General features: G+C 30.3%; 22 protein-coding genes and 1 tRNA gene. 20 read left to right on the top strand and 3 right to left on the bottom strand.

Going from position 1 to position 21,324, the window contains the following annotated elements; genetic code table 11:
* The first annotated feature begins 82 nt into the window (after window positions 1–82).
* The 8 genes from CIW83_RS00420 (at window position 83) to CIW83_RS00450 (ending at window position 9,306) form a co-directional block, all read left to right on the top strand.
* Complete coding sequence (locus CIW83_RS00420) at window positions 83–1,726, top strand: hypothetical protein (RefSeq protein ID WP_094898715.1); 1,644 nt, start codon at window positions 83–85, stop codon at window positions 1,724–1,726.
* A gap of 440 nt (window positions 1,727–2,166) precedes the next feature.
* The gene (locus CIW83_RS22050; RefSeq protein ID WP_158219976.1) at window positions 2,167–2,340 is read left to right on the top strand and encodes a hypothetical protein; all 174 of its coding nucleotides are present in this window, start codon (window positions 2,167–2,169) and stop codon (window positions 2,338–2,340) included.
* 106 nt (window positions 2,341–2,446) lie between these two features.
* On the top strand, window positions 2,447–3,766 hold the full coding sequence (locus tag CIW83_RS00425) for a hypothetical protein (protein WP_094898716.1): 1,320 nt from the start codon (window positions 2,447–2,449) through the stop codon (window positions 3,764–3,766).
* Between the two features lie 24 nt (window positions 3,767–3,790).
* Entirely contained in the window at window positions 3,791–4,084 is a 294-nt protein-coding gene (locus CIW83_RS00430; protein WP_094898717.1) for a hypothetical protein, read from the top strand.
* Between the two features lie 27 nt (window positions 4,085–4,111).
* Window positions 4,112–5,416: a radical SAM protein gene (locus tag CIW83_RS00435; protein ID WP_094898718.1), complete on the top strand. Its 1,305-nt coding sequence runs from the start codon at window positions 4,112–4,114 to the stop codon at window positions 5,414–5,416.
* Window positions 5,413–6,741 (top strand): radical SAM protein, encoded by a 1,329-nt coding sequence (locus tag CIW83_RS00440; RefSeq protein ID WP_094898719.1) that lies wholly within the window; start codon window positions 5,413–5,415, stop codon window positions 6,739–6,741. Before CIW83_RS00435 ends, CIW83_RS00440 begins: the two co-directional genes overlap by 4 nt.
* 17 nt (window positions 6,742–6,758) lie before the next feature.
* Window positions 6,759–8,399: an ABC transporter ATP-binding protein gene (locus CIW83_RS00445; RefSeq protein WP_094898720.1), complete on the top strand. Its 1,641-nt coding sequence runs from the start codon at window positions 6,759–6,761 to the stop codon at window positions 8,397–8,399.
* A complete protein-coding gene (locus CIW83_RS00450) occupies window positions 8,392–9,306 on the top strand; it encodes a M55 family metallopeptidase (RefSeq protein ID WP_094898721.1) in 915 nt (304 codons plus the stop codon). Before CIW83_RS00445 ends, CIW83_RS00450 begins: the two co-directional genes overlap by 8 nt.
* Before the next feature lie 8 nt (window positions 9,307–9,314).
* On the opposite strand, the gene CIW83_RS24715 is transcribed toward CIW83_RS00450, so the two are convergent.
* A complete protein-coding gene (locus CIW83_RS24715; protein ID WP_143598493.1) occupies window positions 9,315–9,431 on the bottom strand; it encodes an IS3 family transposase in 117 nt (38 codons plus the stop codon).
* Window positions 9,432–9,521: 90 nt separating this feature from the next.
* Between CIW83_RS24715 and CIW83_RS00455 the strand changes: the two genes are divergently transcribed.
* The 5 genes from CIW83_RS00455 to CIW83_RS00475 all read left to right on the top strand — a co-directional run bounded on the left by CIW83_RS00455 (window position 9,522) and on the right by CIW83_RS00475 (window position 13,448).
* Window positions 9,522–10,454, top strand: a complete 933-nt coding sequence (locus CIW83_RS00455; protein WP_094898722.1) for an ABC transporter ATP-binding protein — start codon at window positions 9,522–9,524, stop codon at window positions 10,452–10,454.
* A 1-nt stretch (window position 10,455) separates the two neighbouring features.
* Entirely contained in the window at window positions 10,456–11,511 is a 1,056-nt protein-coding gene (locus CIW83_RS00460; RefSeq protein ID WP_094898723.1) for an ABC transporter permease, read from the top strand.
* Window positions 11,498–12,622: an ABC transporter permease gene (locus CIW83_RS00465; RefSeq protein ID WP_094898724.1), complete on the top strand. Its 1,125-nt coding sequence runs from the start codon at window positions 11,498–11,500 to the stop codon at window positions 12,620–12,622. Before CIW83_RS00460 ends, CIW83_RS00465 begins: the two co-directional genes overlap by 14 nt.
* Before the next feature lie 116 nt (window positions 12,623–12,738).
* Window positions 12,739–12,815: transfer RNA gene (locus CIW83_RS00470), tRNA-Arg, on the top strand.
* Window positions 12,816–13,094: 279 nt separating this feature from the next.
* The gene (locus CIW83_RS00475) at window positions 13,095–13,448 is read left to right on the top strand and encodes a hypothetical protein (RefSeq protein WP_201259601.1); all 354 of its coding nucleotides are present in this window, start codon (window positions 13,095–13,097) and stop codon (window positions 13,446–13,448) included.
* Between the two features lie 286 nt (window positions 13,449–13,734).
* Here the strand turns inward: CIW83_RS00475 and CIW83_RS00480 are convergent, their stop codons facing one another.
* Window positions 13,735–14,274, bottom strand: a complete 540-nt coding sequence (locus tag CIW83_RS00480; protein WP_094898725.1) for a class I SAM-dependent methyltransferase — start codon at window positions 14,272–14,274, stop codon at window positions 13,735–13,737.
* A 382-nt stretch (window positions 14,275–14,656) separates the two neighbouring features.
* Here CIW83_RS00480 and CIW83_RS00485 point away from each other — a divergent pair, with 382 nt between their 5' ends.
* The 7 genes from CIW83_RS00485 (at window position 14,657) to tadA (ending at window position 21,102) form a co-directional block, all read left to right on the top strand.
* Window positions 14,657–15,562 carry a YafY family protein gene (locus CIW83_RS00485; protein WP_094898726.1) on the top strand — a complete coding sequence of 302 codons (906 nt, stop codon included), beginning with the start codon at window positions 14,657–14,659 and terminating at the stop codon, window positions 15,560–15,562.
* Window positions 15,563–15,622: 60 nt separating this feature from the next.
* Window positions 15,623–16,330: a hypothetical protein gene (locus CIW83_RS00490; RefSeq protein WP_201259602.1), complete on the top strand. Its 708-nt coding sequence runs from the start codon at window positions 15,623–15,625 to the stop codon at window positions 16,328–16,330.
* 29 nt (window positions 16,331–16,359) lie between these two features.
* On the top strand, window positions 16,360–16,806 hold the full coding sequence (locus CIW83_RS00495) for a pyridoxamine 5'-phosphate oxidase family protein (protein ID WP_094898727.1): 447 nt from the start codon (window positions 16,360–16,362) through the stop codon (window positions 16,804–16,806).
* Between the two features lie 37 nt (window positions 16,807–16,843).
* Window positions 16,844–17,320, top strand: a complete 477-nt coding sequence (locus CIW83_RS00500) for a GNAT family N-acetyltransferase (RefSeq protein ID WP_094898728.1) — start codon at window positions 16,844–16,846, stop codon at window positions 17,318–17,320.
* 383 nt (window positions 17,321–17,703) lie between these two features.
* Window positions 17,704–19,389 (top strand): [Fe-Fe] hydrogenase large subunit C-terminal domain-containing protein, encoded by a 1,686-nt coding sequence (locus tag CIW83_RS00505; RefSeq protein ID WP_094898729.1) that lies wholly within the window; start codon window positions 17,704–17,706, stop codon window positions 19,387–19,389.
* 14 nt (window positions 19,390–19,403) lie between these two features.
* A complete protein-coding gene (locus CIW83_RS00510) occupies window positions 19,404–20,570 on the top strand; it encodes a SpoIIE family protein phosphatase (protein ID WP_094898730.1) in 1,167 nt (388 codons plus the stop codon).
* A 79-nt stretch (window positions 20,571–20,649) separates the two neighbouring features.
* The gene (gene tadA, locus CIW83_RS00515; protein WP_094898731.1) at window positions 20,650–21,102 is read left to right on the top strand and encodes a tRNA adenosine(34) deaminase TadA; all 453 of its coding nucleotides are present in this window, start codon (window positions 20,650–20,652) and stop codon (window positions 21,100–21,102) included.
* 55 nt (window positions 21,103–21,157) lie between these two features.
* On the opposite strand, the gene CIW83_RS24130 is transcribed toward tadA, so the two are convergent.
* Window positions 21,158–21,289: a hypothetical protein gene (locus CIW83_RS24130; protein ID WP_255374242.1), complete on the bottom strand. Its 132-nt coding sequence runs from the start codon at window positions 21,287–21,289 to the stop codon at window positions 21,158–21,160.
* Window positions 21,290–21,324 lie beyond the last annotated feature (35 nt).

Here is a 21,324-nt window from a genome sequence, read left to right on the forward strand (position 1 = left end):
AACTTAGCTCCATCTATTTTATATTAATATTTATCTAAGTTTTATTCTTTGTATGAAACTTTGCTAGAATGGGGGATATAAAATGAAAAATAGAAAAATCATACTCTTACTTACCATCACAATATTTCTTATAGGATGTAGTGAAAAAAAAGAACCAATCCAATTAATTGAAGCCAATGGTGGAGGTTCTACAATCTATCGAAATGATAATATAAAGATAAAAATATCAGATAATACAGATGAAAAGGGAAGTATATATACATCTATACTAAATGAACTACAAAAAATAAATGAATTTTCACCAATAGAAAATCTTGAAATAGAAATATCAAAACAATATATAGTTCCAAATATAGAGAAGATGATAAAATGTGATGCCAAGTTTATAGAAACGGAAGAGTTTAAAAAGGAACTTATAAAAAAGTCCTATGGAATATATGATAACTGGATATCAGAGGGACTTTATAGCAAAATATTTGGACAACAAAATGAAAGTATAGATTTTACTACATATTATTCAAATAATGATTTCTCATTATTTGGAGCAAGGTTTTTTAAGCCATTTGTATCAAAGGAAGAGATAGAAAGTGTAAAATCTGCATCTATAGATTTAGTGGAATACATATTAAAAAACAATAAGAAGGAAGAACTTCTTAAAAACAATATAGAAATATCAGATATAGAAGAATGGGCAGAAGAAAAGAGTATAGATTTATCTTATCAAAGAGAAATTGAAAGTTTAATGAATAGAATGGAAGTATACGATATAGCAGATAAATTCATTATAAATACGAGAGAAGAAATAAATGGATTTAAAATAGATATAAGCATGACAGAAATAAAAGCAAAAAATGAAAGAACTAAACAGTATGATACAGCAGAAAAAATAGAACAAATTATATTGATGTTTGATAGAGATATATTAGCTGTAAGAAAGGGAATAGAGGAAGAAGCACCAAAATTCTATGCTGAATATAAGGAAATATTAAACAATGTTCCTAAGATAAAATATATTTTTAATACGAGTGTTGATTATTTGCCTGATGGTGGATTTGTGATACAGCCAGGAAGTGAAGAAGTAAATTTGAAAATATTGAACGTTCATGCACACGAATATTGCCATATTTTATTTCGTAATCCTTTTATAGAAAAAGGTATAAATATAGGAATTTCAGGATGGATTGGTGAAGGAATTGCGAATTATATGCACGGAGTGTATTCAGAATCTTATATGAAAATGATGGAAGATGGATTTAATAACATACCCAATTATACAGAACTTCTAGGTACACAAGATTTTACAGAAGAAGAGTTAAAAGAACTAAAGAGTTTATACGATAATTTATTAAATATTTATATTAAAAATGATATTGATATTAATAATATAGAAGAAATTGCAAAGAGTAAAAATAAGAGAATAGTGGAAAATAATTTGAGAGTTTTACACAAAGTTAAATTTCATAAGACACTAGGTATTGACTTAAATGAAGGAAATGCACCCATGGATTTAATGACTGAAGGTGACACTATGGATTATCACAAAAATTTTAGTTTTTTTAATTACTTAGTTGAAGAATATGGATTGGAGAAGATGCTTTACCTAAATGTTGCAGATTTTAATGGATTAACCTATAAAGAAGTATTTGGAAAAACCTTTGAAGAACTAAAAGTAGATTGGATGAATTACTTAAAAGAAAATATTAAGGATATTGAATCGATACTATGATATCGTATAAGTTTTTTGGATAGATGTTGAGTGTATAATTAAATAGTTTTGAGATATTGAAAAAGTCAGTTGGAATTAAAACAGATAATTCTGGCTGACTTATATTTATTCGACAATACATACCGAATTATGTTGAATAATGTCGGGAAATAAGTCGTATCAACGGGTTGACGGAATGTTTGAGTGATAGTACAATGAACTTATGAATTGGCTAATGAAAGTATTTGGTATAATATTATGCTAATATTTCTATAGTTCTCTATGGGGAAAGGGGAATAGAGTAGGTTTCTCATTTCTAGACTAATTTTGAATTATATATATGATTAATGAATTATGTCTAAAATGAGAGAAACCCAGCCATTTCAATTAAAAGAGTAGTACTTATGCCAATTACATGATTTGTAATTAGCAGCAAATACTTATAGAAGGGAGGAGAAAATATGAAATCATTGAACGATATTATCTGGAATGAAGACATTGATTTAGAAGAAGAGAAAAATGGCGACATTCAATTTGGAGATGACCCACGCTTAGAGCAAAGTTGTGGTGGTGTGCTTAGTCCTGGTTGTAAAATAGATTACTCATATCGCCCTGCAACAGGATGTACTAAATAATTTCTAAGATATAAAATAGGTGGATTAATCTCCATCTATTTTATATTAATTTTTATTCAAACTCTAATAGTTGTAGAAATTTTACAAGGGGGAATATAAAATAAAAATGCGAAAAATACTTTTACTTATACTCATAGTACTCCTAATAGGATGCAGTAAAAAGAATGAGCAAATCCTATTATTTGAAGCTGGTAGTGGAGGCTATACAACATATCAAAATGATAATATAAAGATAAAAATATCGGATAATATAGACGAAAAAGAAAGTGTTTATACATATATACTAAATGAACTACAGAAAATAAATGAATTTTCACCAATAGAAAATCTTGAAATACAAATATCAAAGCAATACATAGTTCCCAATATAGATGAGGGAATAAAATGTGATGCCAAATTCCTAGAAACAGAGGAATTTAAAAAGGAACTTATAAGAAAGTCTTATGGAATATATGATAACTGGATATCAGAAGGACTATATGCAAAGATATATGAGATAGAGAAAAAGGAAGTGGACTATACTACATATTATGCAAATAATGAATTTTCATTATTTGGAGCAAGATTTTTTGAACCATTTGCAACAAAAGAGGAAGTAGAGAATGTACAAGCTGCATCAAGAGATTTAGTAAAATATTTATTAGAAAATAATAAGAAGGAAGAGATTATCAAAAACAATATAAGTATATCAGACATAGAAGAATGGACAAAAGAGAGGGGAATAGATTTATCCTATCAGAATGAAATTCAAAGTCTAATGAATAGGATGGAAGTTTATAGAGTAGCAGATAAATTCATAATAAATACAAGAGAAGAGATAAACGGATTTAAAATAGATATAAGTATTGCAGAAGTAAAAGCGCAATATAGCACTGCTTTACAATATGATACAGCAGAAAAAATAGAAGAGATTATATTGAGGTTTGACAGAGATACGTTAGCCATAAAAAATGGAATAGAAGGAGAAGCACCAAAATTCTATACAGAGTATAAAGAAATATTAAATAATGTTCCAAAAGTAAAATATATTTTTAATTCAAATGATGATGGGGGTGCGTATGGTGGTTATCTTAAACTGGGAAGTGACGAAATACACTTGATGGACATGAGTGTTCATGCACATGAATATTGTCATTTTCTATTTGATAATTCCTTTAAAGAAAAAGGTATAGATATTTCAAGTCCATTATCATTATGGATAGACGAAGGGATTGCAAATTATTTAGATGTAGTATATTCAGAAGCTTATATTAAAAATATAGAATATGGGTTTTATGTTATATCTGATATTACAGAGCACTTAGAAGGACAGGGTTTAACAGGTAGTCAATTAGAGGCAATACAAGAATTAAACTATCATGAACTAAGTATTTTGGTTGAAAATAATATTGATATTTATAATATCGATGAAATTGTAAAAGAATAAAAATAAAAAATAATAGAGAATCATTTGAGATTTCTATCTAAAGTTAAATTTCATGAAATTCAAGGCATTAAAATAAGCGATGGAAATGTTCCATCTGATTTGATTAGTGAAGGTAATACTATGGATTACCATAAAAATTTTAGTTTTTTTAATTATTTAACTGAAGAATATGGATTAGAAAAAATGCTTTATCTTAGGGTGACAAATCTTGATAATTTAACCTACAAAGAGGTATTTGGAAAAACCTTTGACGAGTTAAAGGCAGATTGGGTAATCTACTTAAAAGAAAATATTAAAGGTGTTGAATCAATACTTTAATAACAAACCATAAAAGGGGGACAGGCTATGCATTTTATAGAACATTCTACAATTATGAAGACAAATAAAGATGATGAATATATCTTAATCAATTTGCTAAACGGGTTATCAGATATATTATCCGAAGAAGACTTAAACTTAATCAAGCTTTGGAGAAGATCAGAGAATATTCAATTTGACAATAAATATGAAACAGAATTATATGATGCACTGATTCAACGAAAATATATAATGGAAAATCCAGAAGAGGAGAATAGATATAAGGAATCTCAATTGGCAATCCTTAGAAAAAATTATGAAAAGCGAAGAAATAATATTAAAGATTTAGGTATAGTTCTGACCTATGATTGTAACTTTGGATGTAGCTATTGCTTTGAATCTAATATTAGCAGTCACGATAAGGATTTGCTTACAGAAGATATGATTGATAGAACTGAAAAATTGTTTCCAAATATAGAAAGTATACTTTTATATGGTGGAGAGCCTCTATTGGAACAAAATATGGATATTATAAAATATATAATAGAAAAATATCCTGATAAAGAATATCGAATAATAACAAATGGCTACGATATAGATAAGTATATTGATATTTTGAAAAAGATTAAGGTAAAGTGGCTGCAGGTAACATTAGATGGAGGCAAAGAGACCCATGATAAATCTCGGTTCCTAAAAAATAATAGAATGGGAACCTTTGATAAACTAATATCTAATATTGATTTAGCCATTAAAAATAATATAAGAATAAAAGTAAGGATGAATATAAGCAAAGCTAATTATCAAGAGTGTTTAGAGCTTAGAGAGAATCTAAAGGAAAAATATCCAAATAATGAATTATTAATATTTGAATTGCAGCCTATATTTCAATTAGATGATGAGAGTAAAAATTTTTTAGAGCCTATACTGTACTCCGTAGATGAATATAGTGACAATACTATTAATAACTCGTCAGTTAATTTTCAAAAATCTATAATCGATGGGAAACCCATAGGTTTAAAATTTTATAGCTGTTCTGCAGAAACAAGTGCTAGATTAATAGACAATAGAGGAGATATCTACTCTTGCTTGGTTTCAGTGGGCAATAGAGATTCTAGAGTTGGAACGTATTATCCTGAATTTAAATATTTTGAAAAAAGCTTGATAAATAGAAATATAACAACTATTGAACAATGTAAAAATTGTAAATTTGCATTATTATGTGGCGGTGGATGTGGAAACTCAAAAAATATTAACAACGAAGGATTTATAGGGGAATGTAGTTTTTTTTCAAGGAAATTATTTCAATATTCAAATGCTTTAGGATATGAAACCATAGAGGAAGTGATACTATGATTAAAAAATTCAATATAAGAACAGACAACGAAAAAACGGTTCATTATAATTATGGAAAATATATAATTTTCGACTTGGTAACATTGGACTATATAGTTGTGGATAAGGAAGAGTATAATGAATTTTTAGATGATTATAGGGATTATTTGAGTAATAAATCCAATATAGCAATTGATGAAACTGAAATAAATAAAAAGAAAAAGGAACAAATTCTTGATGTAATGTTCATAACCAGCTTTGATTGTAACTATAGCTGTACTTATTGTTATCAAGAAGAGTACAAAAATATTAGATCTAAGTTGAATACAGCTGATTTTGATAAAATAAAAGAATTTTATCAAGTTCATGACAAATTATTCGATACTCACTCAATCATTAAAACAATTGGTATTATGGGTGGAGAACCTTTACTTGATGATAATTGTGAATTAATAGAAAGTATTTTTAAGAATTTTCCAGAAGCTAAGATAGGATTCACTACTAATGGTTCAAATATATCACCATATAAATCATTGATAAAGGCGAATAGAGAAAGGATTAAGTCTATAATACTTTCAGTCGATGGCGATAAAAAACTACATTTAAAACATAGAAATACTTTTAATGATAAGTTCTATGACAATATATGGGAGGCATTGGAGTTTTTATTGGATAATGATATTGAGATAATTATCAATTCTGTATATCATCCTGAAGAGATTGAAGATTATCCTCTATTTTTTGATATTTTAGAAAAGTATGGATGGTTAGAAAATAAATTTTCAGTGAAACTTGATTTAGATATTATGAAAATACAATCTATAGATGAAGATGATATCTATATTAATATGGCAAAGGAATCCTTTAAAAAACTAATTGAATTAGATAACCGAGCAAAATATCTAGGCCAGAATTTTACAAGTTATACTGAAATCTCCATGATTGGTATGATACAATCAAGGGATTCTCGAATACCATATAAGCATTGTGATCTTACATTTAGACCTTCTTATACATTTCTGCCAAATGGAAAAGTTGTTACCTGCTTAAGTTCAGATAATCCTAAACTAGAGGTAGGAACTTATAAACCAGAGATTCGAATAAATAAAGATAATATAGAAAATATCTACAATCGTGATGTCCGTAATATGTCAAGATGCAAAGAATGTGACTATAAATATTTTTGCAGAGGCGGTTGTGTTGCCGAGAATATCAAAAGATACGATACCTTAGATATAGGATATTGTAGCAGATGGAAAGAAGAAGATTATAAAGTAGCTTTGGAGAGAGTTTTAAATCAATTGATAGCTGAGGAAATAAGAAATACTGAAAAAATTAAAGCATGATATAGGGGAAGATAAATTTGCTATATATAAAAAAGAGCATGGCTTTATTGGATAGATATAAAATTAAATATTTATTGATTAAGTTGACAGGTATTTTGATAAAGGCCAGTGCTTTAATAGAGCCTTATCTAGTAAGTGTAATTGTTGCATCAATTATGCAGAATAATATATCTTTATTTAAAAGGTATATTATTCTGTTTGCTATGTACTATATGGTGTTTAGCATTATAAATTATTCATTAGATAAAGTATACTCTAAATTGATGATTAGAATAAATAATAAGGTTAAAGAGAGGATATTTTACAGCTATTTTGGACATTTCCAATATAGCAATACATATAATTCGGCTAAATTAAATAATGTATTCACAAGTGATTATAGTTCTCCGTTATCTTATTTAGATTATTTATTTAGTTATTTATCAGAAGTTATAGTTTTATTATCTATGCTATTTATATTAATTAAACAAAATACTTGGTTTATATATACTATTGTTTTAGTAATACCTATAATATTTATCAATATCCATTATTCTAAGAAGATAAAGAAATATAATAAAATAAATTTTTATTATTCAGATGTAATATTGGGTATTGTCAAAAAAGTTTCTAATAGTATTTATGAAATTACTTCAAATGAAAAGATTAAAAACTTTATTGTAAACGATTTTGATAATTGTATAGAGGATAAAATTTCTAATGTTGATAAGCTAAATGAAAGTAAGATAAATTTACAATATATAATGGATGCTATCATGAAAATCAATATATTCTTATTTTATATATTAGCTGGAATACTTGTATTTAAGAAAAGAATAACTCCAGAAATCTTCATATTTCTATCTTTTTATATTCAGAGAGTATTGGTAAGCCTCATAGGGATAACTAATCTGATACCAACTGTTCAAAGATATCATGTAAGCTTGGATAGGGTCTTTGAGGTAATGGAGACAAAAAATTTATTAAAAGATGAAGAAGAAAAGAAACAACCCCTTGATTATATTAAAAAAATAGAGATAAAAGACGGAGAATTTAAGATAAAGGATTCTTATATCTTAAAGGATGTTAATATGCATTTAAATAAGGGGGAACATATATTAATTGAAGGTGAAAATGGAAGTGGAAAATCCAGCATGATAAAACTTATCTCATTACAATACCCTTTAAGCTGTGGAGAATATCTGATTAATGATAATAGCCATAAAGAGTATAAGGCTTCAGATATTATGGAGTGTATAAGTATATCTAATCAAAGCCCAATTATCTATCCTTTGTCTATAAGAAATAACATTTTATATGAAGCTGATAATGGTAAATATACTTTAAATGAAATTCTGGAGGATTTTGATCTATTGGAGTATATAGAAAGTTTAGAAGAAGGTATAGATACTTTTATAGATGAAAATTACAATTTATCTGGTGGTCAGAAGAAGAAAATAGAAATAATAAGATGTTTATCCAAGAATTCATCTATTTATATATTGGACGAGCCTCTTTCCAATTTAGATGCTGATTTTAAAAATAAATTCGGTTATATATTAAATAAATATTTTTCAGATAAAACAGTAATAATGATTGAGCATGGAAACTATAAATCCGATTTTTTTGATAGGTGTTATAAATTTAAACACGAAAGCCTAGAGGTGCAAAATGGATAATATATTGATTATAATCGATTTAGAAGGAATTATTGGAGTTGAAGATTTATGGGATAATAAAAGGAATGAGGATTTATTATATAAAGAAATATCTGCAATTATAAATCCCATACCCGATAGCATGGATATATATCTATGCTATGACCATAATGATGGTATATTGCCAGGTAACTTAGTAGAGAAATTAAATCCTGAAATCAATATAATTAAGAAAATTAGAAATATTGATTTTAGCATTGATTATAAGACAGCTTTTCTAGTAGGCTTTCATGGCAAGAAAAGTGATCATTGTAGATTCCCTCATACCTTTAGAGATGAGATTGAAATATTATCTTTAGGAGAAAAAGAAGTCGGAGAAATTGAAATGGTAACTAATCTTTTATCCTATTATAAAATCCCAGTTTCATTGATAAGCACTGAAGCTTCAGTAATTGATTACCTAGATTATGATTGCATATATCATGACATAGATAAAGGGGATATGTCTTCAATATATTTAAACTTAGAAAATGATGTAAAAAAGGCCCTTAATAGTGAAATCTCATTGTTCAAATTTGATGATTCCAAAGTTAAAATTATTTATAATAATTATGTACAGAGAAGGGTGAAAGCATTAGAATTAGATATCAAAATTTCTTTTAAAGATACAATTGATTTTTTTAGATATCTGCCGAATTTACACATTCCTTTAAATCATATAATAAGTAAAGATCTTGAAAATATGTTTGAGGAATTAGTGCGAAACAGACCTGAATCCTTGGAATTGGTGAAAGATGAGAATATAAGAAAATTATTAGATAAAGATATAAGTTTAATAACTTATCTTGATCTATATGATATATCACAATACTTTTATAAAATAAAAGATAATAAGAGTGCTAAATTTGAACTTCAACCTAAAGAGTAGAAACAACTCTAAACAGCCCTAGTTCGATATTCTATCGGATTGAGGCTGTTTAATCTTTTTAGAAATCTTTCATAGTTATAAAAATAAATATATTTTTCTATATTATTTTTAATATAATATGACATTTGTCATATTATATTGTGATTCTATACACTACAATGAAAAACTCCAAATTCGTATAATTAAATTAAGATGAAATAGGGGGAGTGATTTAAGTGATAGTAAAAGTTAATAATTTAGTAAAAAGATATAAGGAATTAATTGCCCTTGAGCATTTCAATATGGAGGTTGAAGAGGGAGAGATATTGGGACTTTTAGGACCCAATGGCTGTGGTAAGACTACAGCAATAAACTGTATTCTTTCATTATTGAATTTTGATAAAGGTGAAATAGAGATATTTGGAAAGAAAATGACCCCAAACTCCTATGATATTAAAAAACAAATAGGAGTAGTGCCTCAAGAGGTTTCAGTTTTTGAGAATTTAACCGTAAGAGAAAATATAGATTATTTCTGCGGACTTTATGTAGAAGATAAAGTCACGAGAAAACAATATGTAGAAGAAGCTATAGAATTTGTAGGGCTAAAGGATTATGTAAAATTCTATCCTAATAAATTAAGTGGAGGACTTAAAAGAAGACTAAATATTGCTTGTGGGATAGCTCATAAACCTAAATTGATTTTTTTGGATGAACCTACGGTTGCAGTAGATGCTCAAAGTAGAAACTTCATATTAGATGGAATAAAAAGGTTAAATCAAGAAGGCAGCACTATTATATATACTACTCATTATCTAGAGGAAGCAGAAATGATTTGTAAGAGGATTATAATCATGGATAATGGCAAAAATTTGGTTTCAGGAACTAACGAAGAATTGAAAGCTATGATAACAACAACTGAAAAAATAGTAGTTGGATTTTCAGTGATTAAAGATGAAACGGTTCAAAAGCTTAGGAAAATACCTCATGTAATTGATATAGAAAAAAGGGAAGATGATTATATCATAAAGTTTGAAAATGGACTCAACAACTTATCAAATCTATTGGAATTTATAAAAGAAAACAATCTCACCTATACAAAACTATATAGCCAATTACCTACATTAAATGATGTATTCTTAGAATTAACAGGGAAGGAGCTTAGAGATTGATATGAAAAGTGTATTTCGTAACTGTATATATCAAGGGAAAAACTTATATAGAGACAAATCTTTTCTTTTCTGGACTTTAATATATCCATTGATAATGGCAATATTTTTCTACACAGCTTTCAACGGACTGATAAATATAGAACTAGAGAATATAGATATAGGAATAAACTCTCAAAACCCAATTGCATTTATATTGGAAGAAATCGAAATAGTAAATGTTCATAAACTCTCAGAGGATGAAATAAATGACAAGTTAGAGAATGAAGAAATTCAAGGATTTATTGACGACGATTTAAATCTATTAGTCAAAAAATCAGGAGTAAATCAGACTATAATTAAAGAGATACTTGATCAAATTAAACAAATGGGAAGTTTAAATGTTCCTATTGAAAAATTTGATTTTACAGTAGAATATATTTCAGAAATAAATCAAAAAGCAGATATTGTAATTATAATATTTTACTCACTAATTGCAATGGTTTCTGCCTATGGAATTTTTCCTGGAATTGTAACAGTAAGTTTAATTCAAGCAAATTTGACTAATGTAGGCAAGAGGATAAATATAACACCCCTACGAAAGAATGAATTTCTGTTAGCAGGTATCATAGTTTCACTAATTTTAAATTTACTTTCAAATGTGATATTGCTGATTTTTATAAAATATATCTTAAAGATTAATTTGTTTACAGAGATGAAGTATAGCACTATTTTTATAATAGCAGGAAATTTATTTGGAGTAGCCCTTGGAATATTTATTGGAGTTTCTAATAAACAAAATGAAAATACAAAGACTATTTTAGGTATTATGATTACTTTGTTTTTATCAGCTTTATCAGGAATGATATCACCAAATATAAAGATTTGGCTTGATAAGAGTGTTCCAGTATTAGGAAAGATAAATCCAATCGCCATAATAACTAATAATCTTTATAGGATAAATCTGTTAGGAAACACTCAAACTGTAATTGAAGGAGCTTTGATTTTATCAATTTATTGTATAGTTCTTATTAGTATATCCTATGTATTTTTAAGGAGGAAGACCTATGACAGTATATAAATATTTCGTTAAGATAGCATTAAAAAATAAAGGAGTTATCCTTTCATACACAATCATTTTCTTCATTCTATCAATATTAAATGGTGGAGGGAATACACAAAGAGAAACCAGTTTTATGGAAACAAAGCTTGATATTGGAATAGTTGATAATAGTAATAGTGAATTATCAAAGAGTCTAATAGATTATTTAGGAAAAAAGAATGATATAATCGATACCAAGTCAGATGAAAAGTATATTAAAGAACAGATTTTCTTACAAATAATAGATGCAGTAATTGTTATTCCAGAGGACTTTGAGAAAAAGGTAATCAATAAGGAAAAGACTATTGAGGTATTTAGAGATGATAGGAATATAGGAGCTTATCAAATTCAAAATCAGATTAATAAATTTATTTCCTTTGCTAATGCAACCTATGAAGATGGGAAATTTGATTTATCTAATGTAAGTACTGCCTTGGATGAAGGTATAGAGGTAAATATAATTAAACCTGATAATAATATAAATCAGAAGATGAATACATGGTTTAAATTTTATTTTAATTTTGTCTCCTATATAGTAATGGCCTTATATATCTCTGTAATAGGCTTTGTTATGACTGACTTTATAAATAAGGAAGTTGAGAATAGAAGAAAGATATCTTCAGTAAAGTTTTTGAAATTTAATAGCCAAATATATTTAGGACAGTTAACAATAGCAAGTTTTCTAACATTAATATTTATATTGGGAAGTATTATTTTGAAAGGAAGATATATTGGAGAAGTGAATTTTCTAAAATACGTAATTAATACAATAGTATTTTCATTCTCTGCATTATGTCTTGTATTTTTAATTAACAATATAACAAATAATAAATTTGTTATATCAGGTGTAAGTACGGTATTATCCCTTGGAGTCTCATTTGTCTCAGGTGTAATGGTACCACAGCAATTTTTAGGAGAGAAGGTATTGACAATAGCTAAGTTCTTTCCCACATATTATTTTGTAAAAATAAATGAAACAGATATCAGCTCTTTTCTAGATGTAAAATATGAAATATTTATGCAGTTGTTATTTGCCATAGCATTCTTATTGATGGGACTATATTTTTCTAGGGCAAGACAAAAGGCTTAAAAGATAATAAGAGGCAGTTCTAAAGAGGTATAAGAACTGCCTTTATTAATTATATGAGTATTTTACTGATTGTTGACATCCTTTCAAAAATGCTGTAAAATATATTGGTAAACTATGCACTCGTAGCTCAGTAGGATAGAGCGGCGCCCTCCTAAGGCGTAGGCCGGGGGTTCGATTCCTCTCGAGTGCACCAAAACCAAAGCTGCGAGTCTTTATAAAGACTTGCAGCTTTTTTTATGATAATGTAGATTGTGTATTTCCATAAATAATAGCAATTAATTCAATAAGATGGACAAAACAATTAAGTTCAGGTATTTTATATCTTTTGAATTTCAAATATTTACTTTTATTTTTTTATGTAGGGAATTATGTTATTATAGTAAAAAGATTATTAATTATACGGACAAACAAGGATTTAACATTGATATACAAAATGAATATCATTGAAAATTTATATTTTGAGAGGTGAGATATGAAAAAACATAACATTAAGCTATATAATATAATTTTTCCTATATGGTTCTTATGGCTGATACCAATTACTTGGATTGTGGTTTTGCCGGCAAATTTTCTTATAGATTTGATTGTAATTGTATTGACTATGAAACATCTAAAAATAGAAAACATTAAACAGAAGGCTAAGACTGCGATCTTTAGAGTTTGGATATTTGGGTTTATTGCTGATTTTATTGGCACAGTGGCAATGTTTATACCTAATCTAATTAATTTTAGCTACGACACAGCCTTAGGACAATGGTGGTATAAAAATATCATAAGTGCTGTTAGCTATAATCCTTTCAAAGCATCTATTCTATGCTGTGGGTAACTGTATGCGTGATAATAACCGCATTTTTTATCTATTTGTTTAACTATAAATTCTGTCTGAAAAAATCAGATTTAGATGACATACAGAGGAAAAAACTTGCATTATCCTTAGCGGTATTTACAGCACCCTATTTGTTTTATCTTCCTACATCTTGGTTTTTCTAAAGGTTATAAATATAAGTAGGGAAATGACAAATTCTATTATTTTATATAATAGGAATTGTTGAAGTTTGAAAAAGAAGGAGGCTAATTCTAGGAAGTAGAAGAATAAGCCTTTACTTCTTCTTTTAAGAATTCAGAGTAAAAATCGATATATAAAAATTCTCTCCCAATTCAAAATACTTTATCTTATTGAATTCATGTTTTTGCAGCAGATTATCAATCTGTTCAGGGCTCAATCTATGATTGGTAGGTGGACCTATAGGAGTTTTACGTTTATGAAATTCGATAACAGCCAAGAGTCCACCATTAGTTAAAATACGCTTGATTTCGTTTGCCATACCATCCATATCCTCCAATTCATGGAAAACAGTAGAAGCTAGGACAATATCACAAGAGGATGAAGGTACATCTTGAACATCATTCTTTAGTATAACATTATCTGCATTATGTTCTGTTCTTTTAACTTTTAATACTTCTAGCATTTCAGTGGATATATCTACTGCATATATATTGGAATTAGTTAATTTAGATGCTGCAAATGTAAAAATTCCTGTTCCTGCACCGATATCACAAAAAGAACTTCCACCTCCAAGACCAAGATTTTCAAGTGTTTGTGATGGATTTAATTCTTTTAACCGTTTAGGGTTCTCTAATTTATGTTCCATATTTTTAAATTCTCCTTTCTAGATTAGACATAATACCTTTCATTACTTTTTTTAACAATAATATGTTCTAAGTATATCGATTACCCTTTCCACCCTATGGTAAGCGAGACTATAGGTTATGTTTTAACCAGATTTGGAAAAGCCTAAAATCCCATGAGCTTTTAATATAGTAAGATATCAAGATAAAGCAGATTGTGCAATATTGAGAGTTTTTTGATTTTACTCACAATCATACCGTATATTGGTATGTATCAATATACTAATATATTTGATATTAGTCAAGAAGTTTAGTTGAGATTTCATGTGTTATAATGTTAATAGGAGGTGCTTCTATGACGCAAATTGCTAAAGAGATACCAAAGAGAATTGGAGGCGAGTGTCCATGAAGATTGACCGCTTGCTTGGAATACTCACAATCCTGCTTCAAAATGAACGGGTAACAGCTCCCTATCTTGCTGAGAAATTTGAAGTTACTCGCCGTACCATTGGCAGAGATATTGACACTCTTTGCCAATCAGGGATACCTATTATTACATATCAAGGCAGCGGTGGCGGTATTTCTATTGCAGAGGGGTTCAAGCTTGACAAAAGCATTCTGACTGTTGATGAGCTTTCAGGGATTATTGCTGGTCTCAAAGGTATTGGAAGCGTATCGGAAAAGTCCCATATTGAGAAAACTCTAGATAAATTATCTGCTAATAAAGATATTGTTGTATCGCTAAGGGAACCCATTATAATCGATCTTGCTTCTCATTACAAGGGCAGCTTGACAGAAAAGATTGAACTTATTAAAAGAGCGATTCATGAGCAGAGATTAATTGAATTTGACTATTATTATGAAAAGGGTATTACACATCGCCGTATCGAGCCATACTTTATAATTTTCCAGTGGGCAGCGTGGTATATATTTGGCTTTTGTCAAGACCGAAAGGATTGGCGGTTGTTTAAGATGATGCGGTTATGGGATTTATGTCTTTGCACTGAGACCTATATTCCTCGTGAAATTCCACCTGAAAAGAGAGACTTCAATAAGTGTCTTCCCGATGATAAAAAGCTAGTTGTTCTATTTGACCCATCAGTTCGTTATCAGCTCATTGAAACATATGGGCTTCATTGTTACACAGAAACGGAAGAAGGCCTGCTTCGTCTTGAAATTGGGTATACAAATAGGGATTTTACTATATCATGGATTTTGGGGTTTGGAGATAAGGCAAGGGTACTTGAACCTGCTGACATGGCGGAGCATATAAAACGAATCGCTGTTAATATTTTGGAACACTATAAATAAACAGGACAGGATGTTGTCCTGTTTAATGTGATATGATTCTTTCAAAAGGAGGGTTTTGGATTGAATAGTAAACCGATAAAAGATTATGGAGATTTTGTTAGTACACTGCTGGATGCTGGGTTTTCAATGGGGGGTGGGAATAGTGAAGGCATTTTCTCCGTGATTCCATGGAATTGGGAGGAATCACCGCCTTACGAGACACCTATATGCTGGCATACAGGAAATCCAGATACTGACCCATGGGAGTGGCGTATGCGTGTATTAGACGAGCGTAAGGATATTGCTTATGCAAAATTATTCTTCAAGAAAAGCGGATATATGGTCAGAGAATGGGTTCCTTATTTTCTCGCAGTTCGGCGAGAAAATAGGACATTTGATGAGAAATATGCAGATGGTGAAATCAGTAACCATGGGAAACGAATTTATGACACTATCCTCGAAAATGGGACGTTGCCATTACATGCAATAAAGCAGTTGGCAGGCTTTGGAAAAGAGGAAAAGTCTCAGTTTGACCGAGCCTTGACAGAACTGCAAATGAAAATGTATTTGACTATGTGTGGAAGGCAGCAAAAAATATCTCAAAAAGGAATAGAGTACGGCTGGTCTTCAACTGTATTTTGTACAACTGAGAATTTTTGGGGGGAAGATGTATTTGAAAAGGCTGTAAAAATCGAGAAAGATGAGGCAATTGAAAAAATAACGGAGCGTGTTTTTATACTCAATCCTAATGCTGAGTTAAAAAAGATTTTGAAATTTATTAAAGGATAAAGAAAATTTATTATTACGGGGGTGTGTAAATGAGTAAAGAGATTATTGCAAAAGCAGGAGAAATTATTTGTCAAAATACAGCTCATAATTCATTGGAAGGTTCAGAACCTTATTGTGTTCTTGCACTCATTGATAAGGACGGGTATCCTACAGCTTCAACTATTACGGCATCAAAGTCCCATGGAATTAATTGGATTACCTTTTGCAGCGGGCTTGAAGGTAACAAGGCAAAACGTATAACAAACTGCAACCGAGCAAGCGTGTGCTTTAATAAGGATGGGGCATATAACATTACTTTAGTAGGAACAATTGAGGTTGTAAAAGATCTAGCCATCAAGGAAGAAATGTGGTATCCGGGAATGGGGCAGCATTTCAACGGTCCTGACGATCCAGACTATTGTGTTTTGCGTTTTAAGACAAATCGCTACAATCTTTTGGTTGATTGGCAGGAAGCGGAGGGAAATTGTGAAATATGATATGAGTGCTTAGAATAAATTTGCAGGGAGAGATTATATGAGTTTAATAATTGAAATGACAAAAGATTTCGCTATAGATATTTCAAATTGGATTTATGAAGACCCTTACTCAATGTATAGTTTTGAAAACAATTCAGAAACCATTCTTGAACTTATGAGCGGTGATTATTATGCTTTTATTGACGATAAAAATCAATTGTCTGGTTATTTCTGTTTTGATAAGTCGGCGCAAATACCAACTCATGACTATACATACTCTGAAGAAGCATTAGACATTGGATTAGGTATGAATCCACTTCTGTGCGGAAAGGGATTAGGATATTCATTTCTAAATGCAGGTATAGGCTTTGCTCGAAAGAAATTTCAAGCTAAAAAATACCGACTGACAGTTGCTTCTTTTAATAGGCGTGCTATCAGTTTGTATGAAAAAGTTGGTTTTATAATATTAAAGACTGTTAATCATTCCAAGTCTGGAGATGAATTTTATATTATGATTCGAGAAGAAAGAGATTAAATTATCTTTATAAGCCATTGTTTTTACCTTTATAGGCGAATTCTATTGACTATTTTTATTACCTTGATTGACATCATAGATGCATACTGTTATTATTATAACAAAGAACTAGTGTAATATAGATAAATTGGGTATATAATGAATGAAAATAAGTCTTTTTTGAGGATTATTAAGATTTATAATAATCTTTTTATAACTTATAGAAAGATTCTAATTTTTTTCATTTTGGAACGTGACCTCAATGAGTTTTAAGCAGATTGCTGAAATCTTTGATTTTGTGCAAGTCGCTTATGCAGTAACTAAGAAAAGCTTACTTAAAATCCTTTATTAGAAGCTTTTCTTATATTTGTATTAAATAAACTATTTCAAAGTAGGGGAATCATATGGCGATTTTAAGTTTTAAAGAAATTGAATGCATGGATTGTTATAAATGTGTCAGACATTGTCCTGTTAAATCAATAACAGTTAAAAATGGACGAGCACAAATACTTGAATCAGAATGTATATTATGTGGAACTTGTACTGTTGTTTGTCCTCAAAATGCAAAGGAGGACAGTAATGATATTCCTAAAATATTAGAGTTACTTAGCCAAGGGCGTCAAATTGTGGCAACTGTAGCACCTTCATGGATTACTGCATATCCCAAAGCGTCATTTCAGACCTTTTCTGATGCACTTGCTGAGTTAGGTTTTTCTTATGTTTCTGAAACAGCAGAAGGAGCATATGTTGTGAAAAGCCATTATGAAAAATTGGTTGAGGATAAATGGAATGATGTAATCATATCTTCCTGCTGTACGACTATAAATCTATACATTGAACATCATTTTCCTGAGGCACTGGATTTTTTGGCTCCAATAATCTCTCCTATGCAGGTAAGTGCTCGTAAGTTAAAGGATTTATACCCTAATGCTATAGTGGTATTTATTGGTCCATGTATTTCTAAGAAAGCTGAATGTGGTGAAAATGGTGCAGACTATGTAATTACCTTTGATGAGCTTGAAGGATGGTTTGAAAATTCTAGTATAGAACCTAAAGAAGACAGTTCAATACCTACGCCAAAGCTTTCCCGATCATTTCCATATAGCGGAGGTATATTGGATAGCATGTTAAAAAATGACAACTTTCAATACATCGCTATTGATGGGATTGAGAATTGCATAAGTGCATTACAGGAAATCGTTTCAGGCAATTTAAAGGGATATTTTATTGAAATGAGTGCATGCACCGGAAGTTGTATAGGGGGACCGTCTTTTCAAAAAAGCCAAAATAAGCAAATTTTTGGAAAGACTCTGGTTAGAAAACAAGCAGTAGATGAAAGTGGAAAGAATATTGATTTTGAGACAAGAACTGGTTTTTCGCTGAAACAAAAATTTCTTGATAAAAAAATAGTCTGCATGCCTCCGACAGAATGGCAATTGGCTGCAATATTGAAGAAGATGGGAAAAAATACTGTAGAAGATGAGCTAAACTGTGGTTCGTGTGGATATCCTAGCTGTAGAGAGAAAGCAATTGCTATCTATGAGAATAAAGCAGATATTAACATGTGTTTGCCATTTATGAAAGCCCGTACGCAGTCTTTTGCAGATAAGGTAATAGAAGTATCACCTAATCTTATATTAGCTGTGGATATTGATATGTGTGTCATAATGATTAACAATGCCACATGTAAAGCATTCCATTTATCCTCACCTGAGGATATCCTTGGTTCTCCTGTATCACGTATACTAGATGAGTATAATTTTATTGATTTAATTGCAAGTGGGGAAGAGAGAATAAGCAGAAATATATATGTTGCAGAGTATGGTTTATACTTAGAGCAGACACTCATATACGATAAGGGAAATAGCATAATAAGCTGTATAATGAAGGATATTACTCAGCTTCGCATGGAGAAGAATAGGATTCGTCAAGCAAAGATGGATTCTGCTAATATGGCTGATGAAATTGTGGAGGCTCAGTTACGTACAGTACATGAGATAGCTTCTCTTTTAGGAGAAACAGCTGCAAAAACTAAGCTGGCAATAATGGATTTGAAAAAAACAATACTTATGGATGATGAGATTTTTTAGGATAGGTGGCTTATATGCTGGATTATGTATTAGATTTTGCAAAGATAAGTTATAATAAATATACAGAAAGTATTTGCGGTGACTTTTACTATAAGGAAACAACAGAAGATGGAACCACTTTAGTTCTTTCTGATGGCCTAGGCAGCGGTGTAAAGGCAAATATACTTGCAACGTTGACTTCTCAAATACTAGGGACATTACTTTCAGGAGGCATGCTCTTAGAAGATGCTGTTTTTACTACAGTTCAAACATTGCCTATGTGCAGGGAGCGAAAGTTAGCCTATGCTACATTTGTAGCTGCCAGGATACAGAAATATAAGGTATATTTGGCCCAATTTGATAACCCTCCTGTTATACTCCTTCGAGGCGGAAAAAGTATAAGTCATGAGTCTGCACGTTTTTTCATTCAAGAAAAAGAGATTTGGGAAAGTACAGTACCGTTGCTTTCTGATGATATGCTTTTTCTAATGACTGATGGCGTTACAAATGCAGGTATAGATAGCGAAATTGGCAAAGAATTAGGACATGGTGAAGTTGTAAGGCTTTTGGAGCAATGGTATAAACCTGAAGTTTCAGCTGCATGGCTAGGGGCCCGTTTGATGAATGCCTGCTTATGTCTTTATGATGGAAAGCCTAAAGATGATATAACACTGTTGACACTGCAACTTCGGGAACGAAAAGCCGTAAATATTATAATCGGCCCTCCAGAGAATCCTAACGAAGACGATAAAATATTAAACATGTTCTTTGGAAAAAAAGGAAAACATGTTGTGTGCGGCGGAAGTACAGCTAAAATGGTTTCCAAATTCTTAAAAGCACCTCTTGTGCCTTTAGAGAATACATCATCTGAGGGTATACCTGCTATGGCGAAAATAGAAGGAGTAGATCTTGTGACAGAAGGTATTATTACCTTAAAAAATATTCCTAAGCTTATACATGAGTATGAGAAGAACGCTATTATATTACTTGAATTAGAAAAGAGAAAAGATGGTGCTGCTATGTTGACACGTATGTTAATCGAGGATGCAACAGATATTAATATATATTTAGGAAATGCTGTAAATCATAGTCATCAGGAGGACGGGTTAGGAATTGATATTGTTTCAAAATTGAAACTTGTACAGGAAATAGGGGAAAGTCTTGAAAAGATAGGTAAAAAAGTAAAGATTAGCATGTGTTGACACTTGAAAAGTTCTATGATACACATTTAATATACAAATAAAAAGCTGTATCTAAATTTAGCATTATAAGGTGATATCAATGGATATTTTATATATGAGAGAGGCTTTAGAAGAGGCTAAAAAGGCGTATAGCATCTATGAAGTGCCTGTAGGTGCTGTTGTTGTTTATGAGGGAGAAATAATCGGCAGAGGTTATAATCAAAGGGAAACTTCAAATGACCCAACAGCTCATGCTGAAATACTTGCAATAAAAGAAGCAAGTAAGCATCTTAATGCGTGGAGGCTGCTTAATTGCACTATATATGTGACGTTAGAACCCTGTGCCATGTGTGCAGGTGCAATAGTAAATGCTAGAATAGGAAAATTGGTTATAGGTACTAGAGATCCTAAAAGAGGCTGCTGCGGAACTGTGGAGGACTTAACGAATCATCCTAGGTTTAACCATAGATTAGAAGTGGAATTTGGTGTATTAGAAGATGAATGCAGCAGTATAATTTCTAGTTTTTTTAAGGAGCTTAGGGAAAGTAAATAACTAACAATAAAGAAGTCTCAGCATATAGGTCTTGAGACTTCTTTATTGTTGTATTTTACGAACTATATCCTCTATAAATTATTTTTTGGTGCAACTCTAATCCAAGTTTCTTCGTAGCATTTTTCATTTGCAGTTTCATAGTACATCTCAAATTCAAAGCCCTATTCATACTCTCTAAGCAATCCATATGTATTCTCCTCCTTTAATTAAAGTAATAAATTC

This window comes from Tissierella sp. P1 (assembly GCF_002266425.1).
GTDB lineage: Bacteria > Bacillota > Clostridia > Tissierellales > Tissierellaceae > Tissierella > Tissierella carlieri.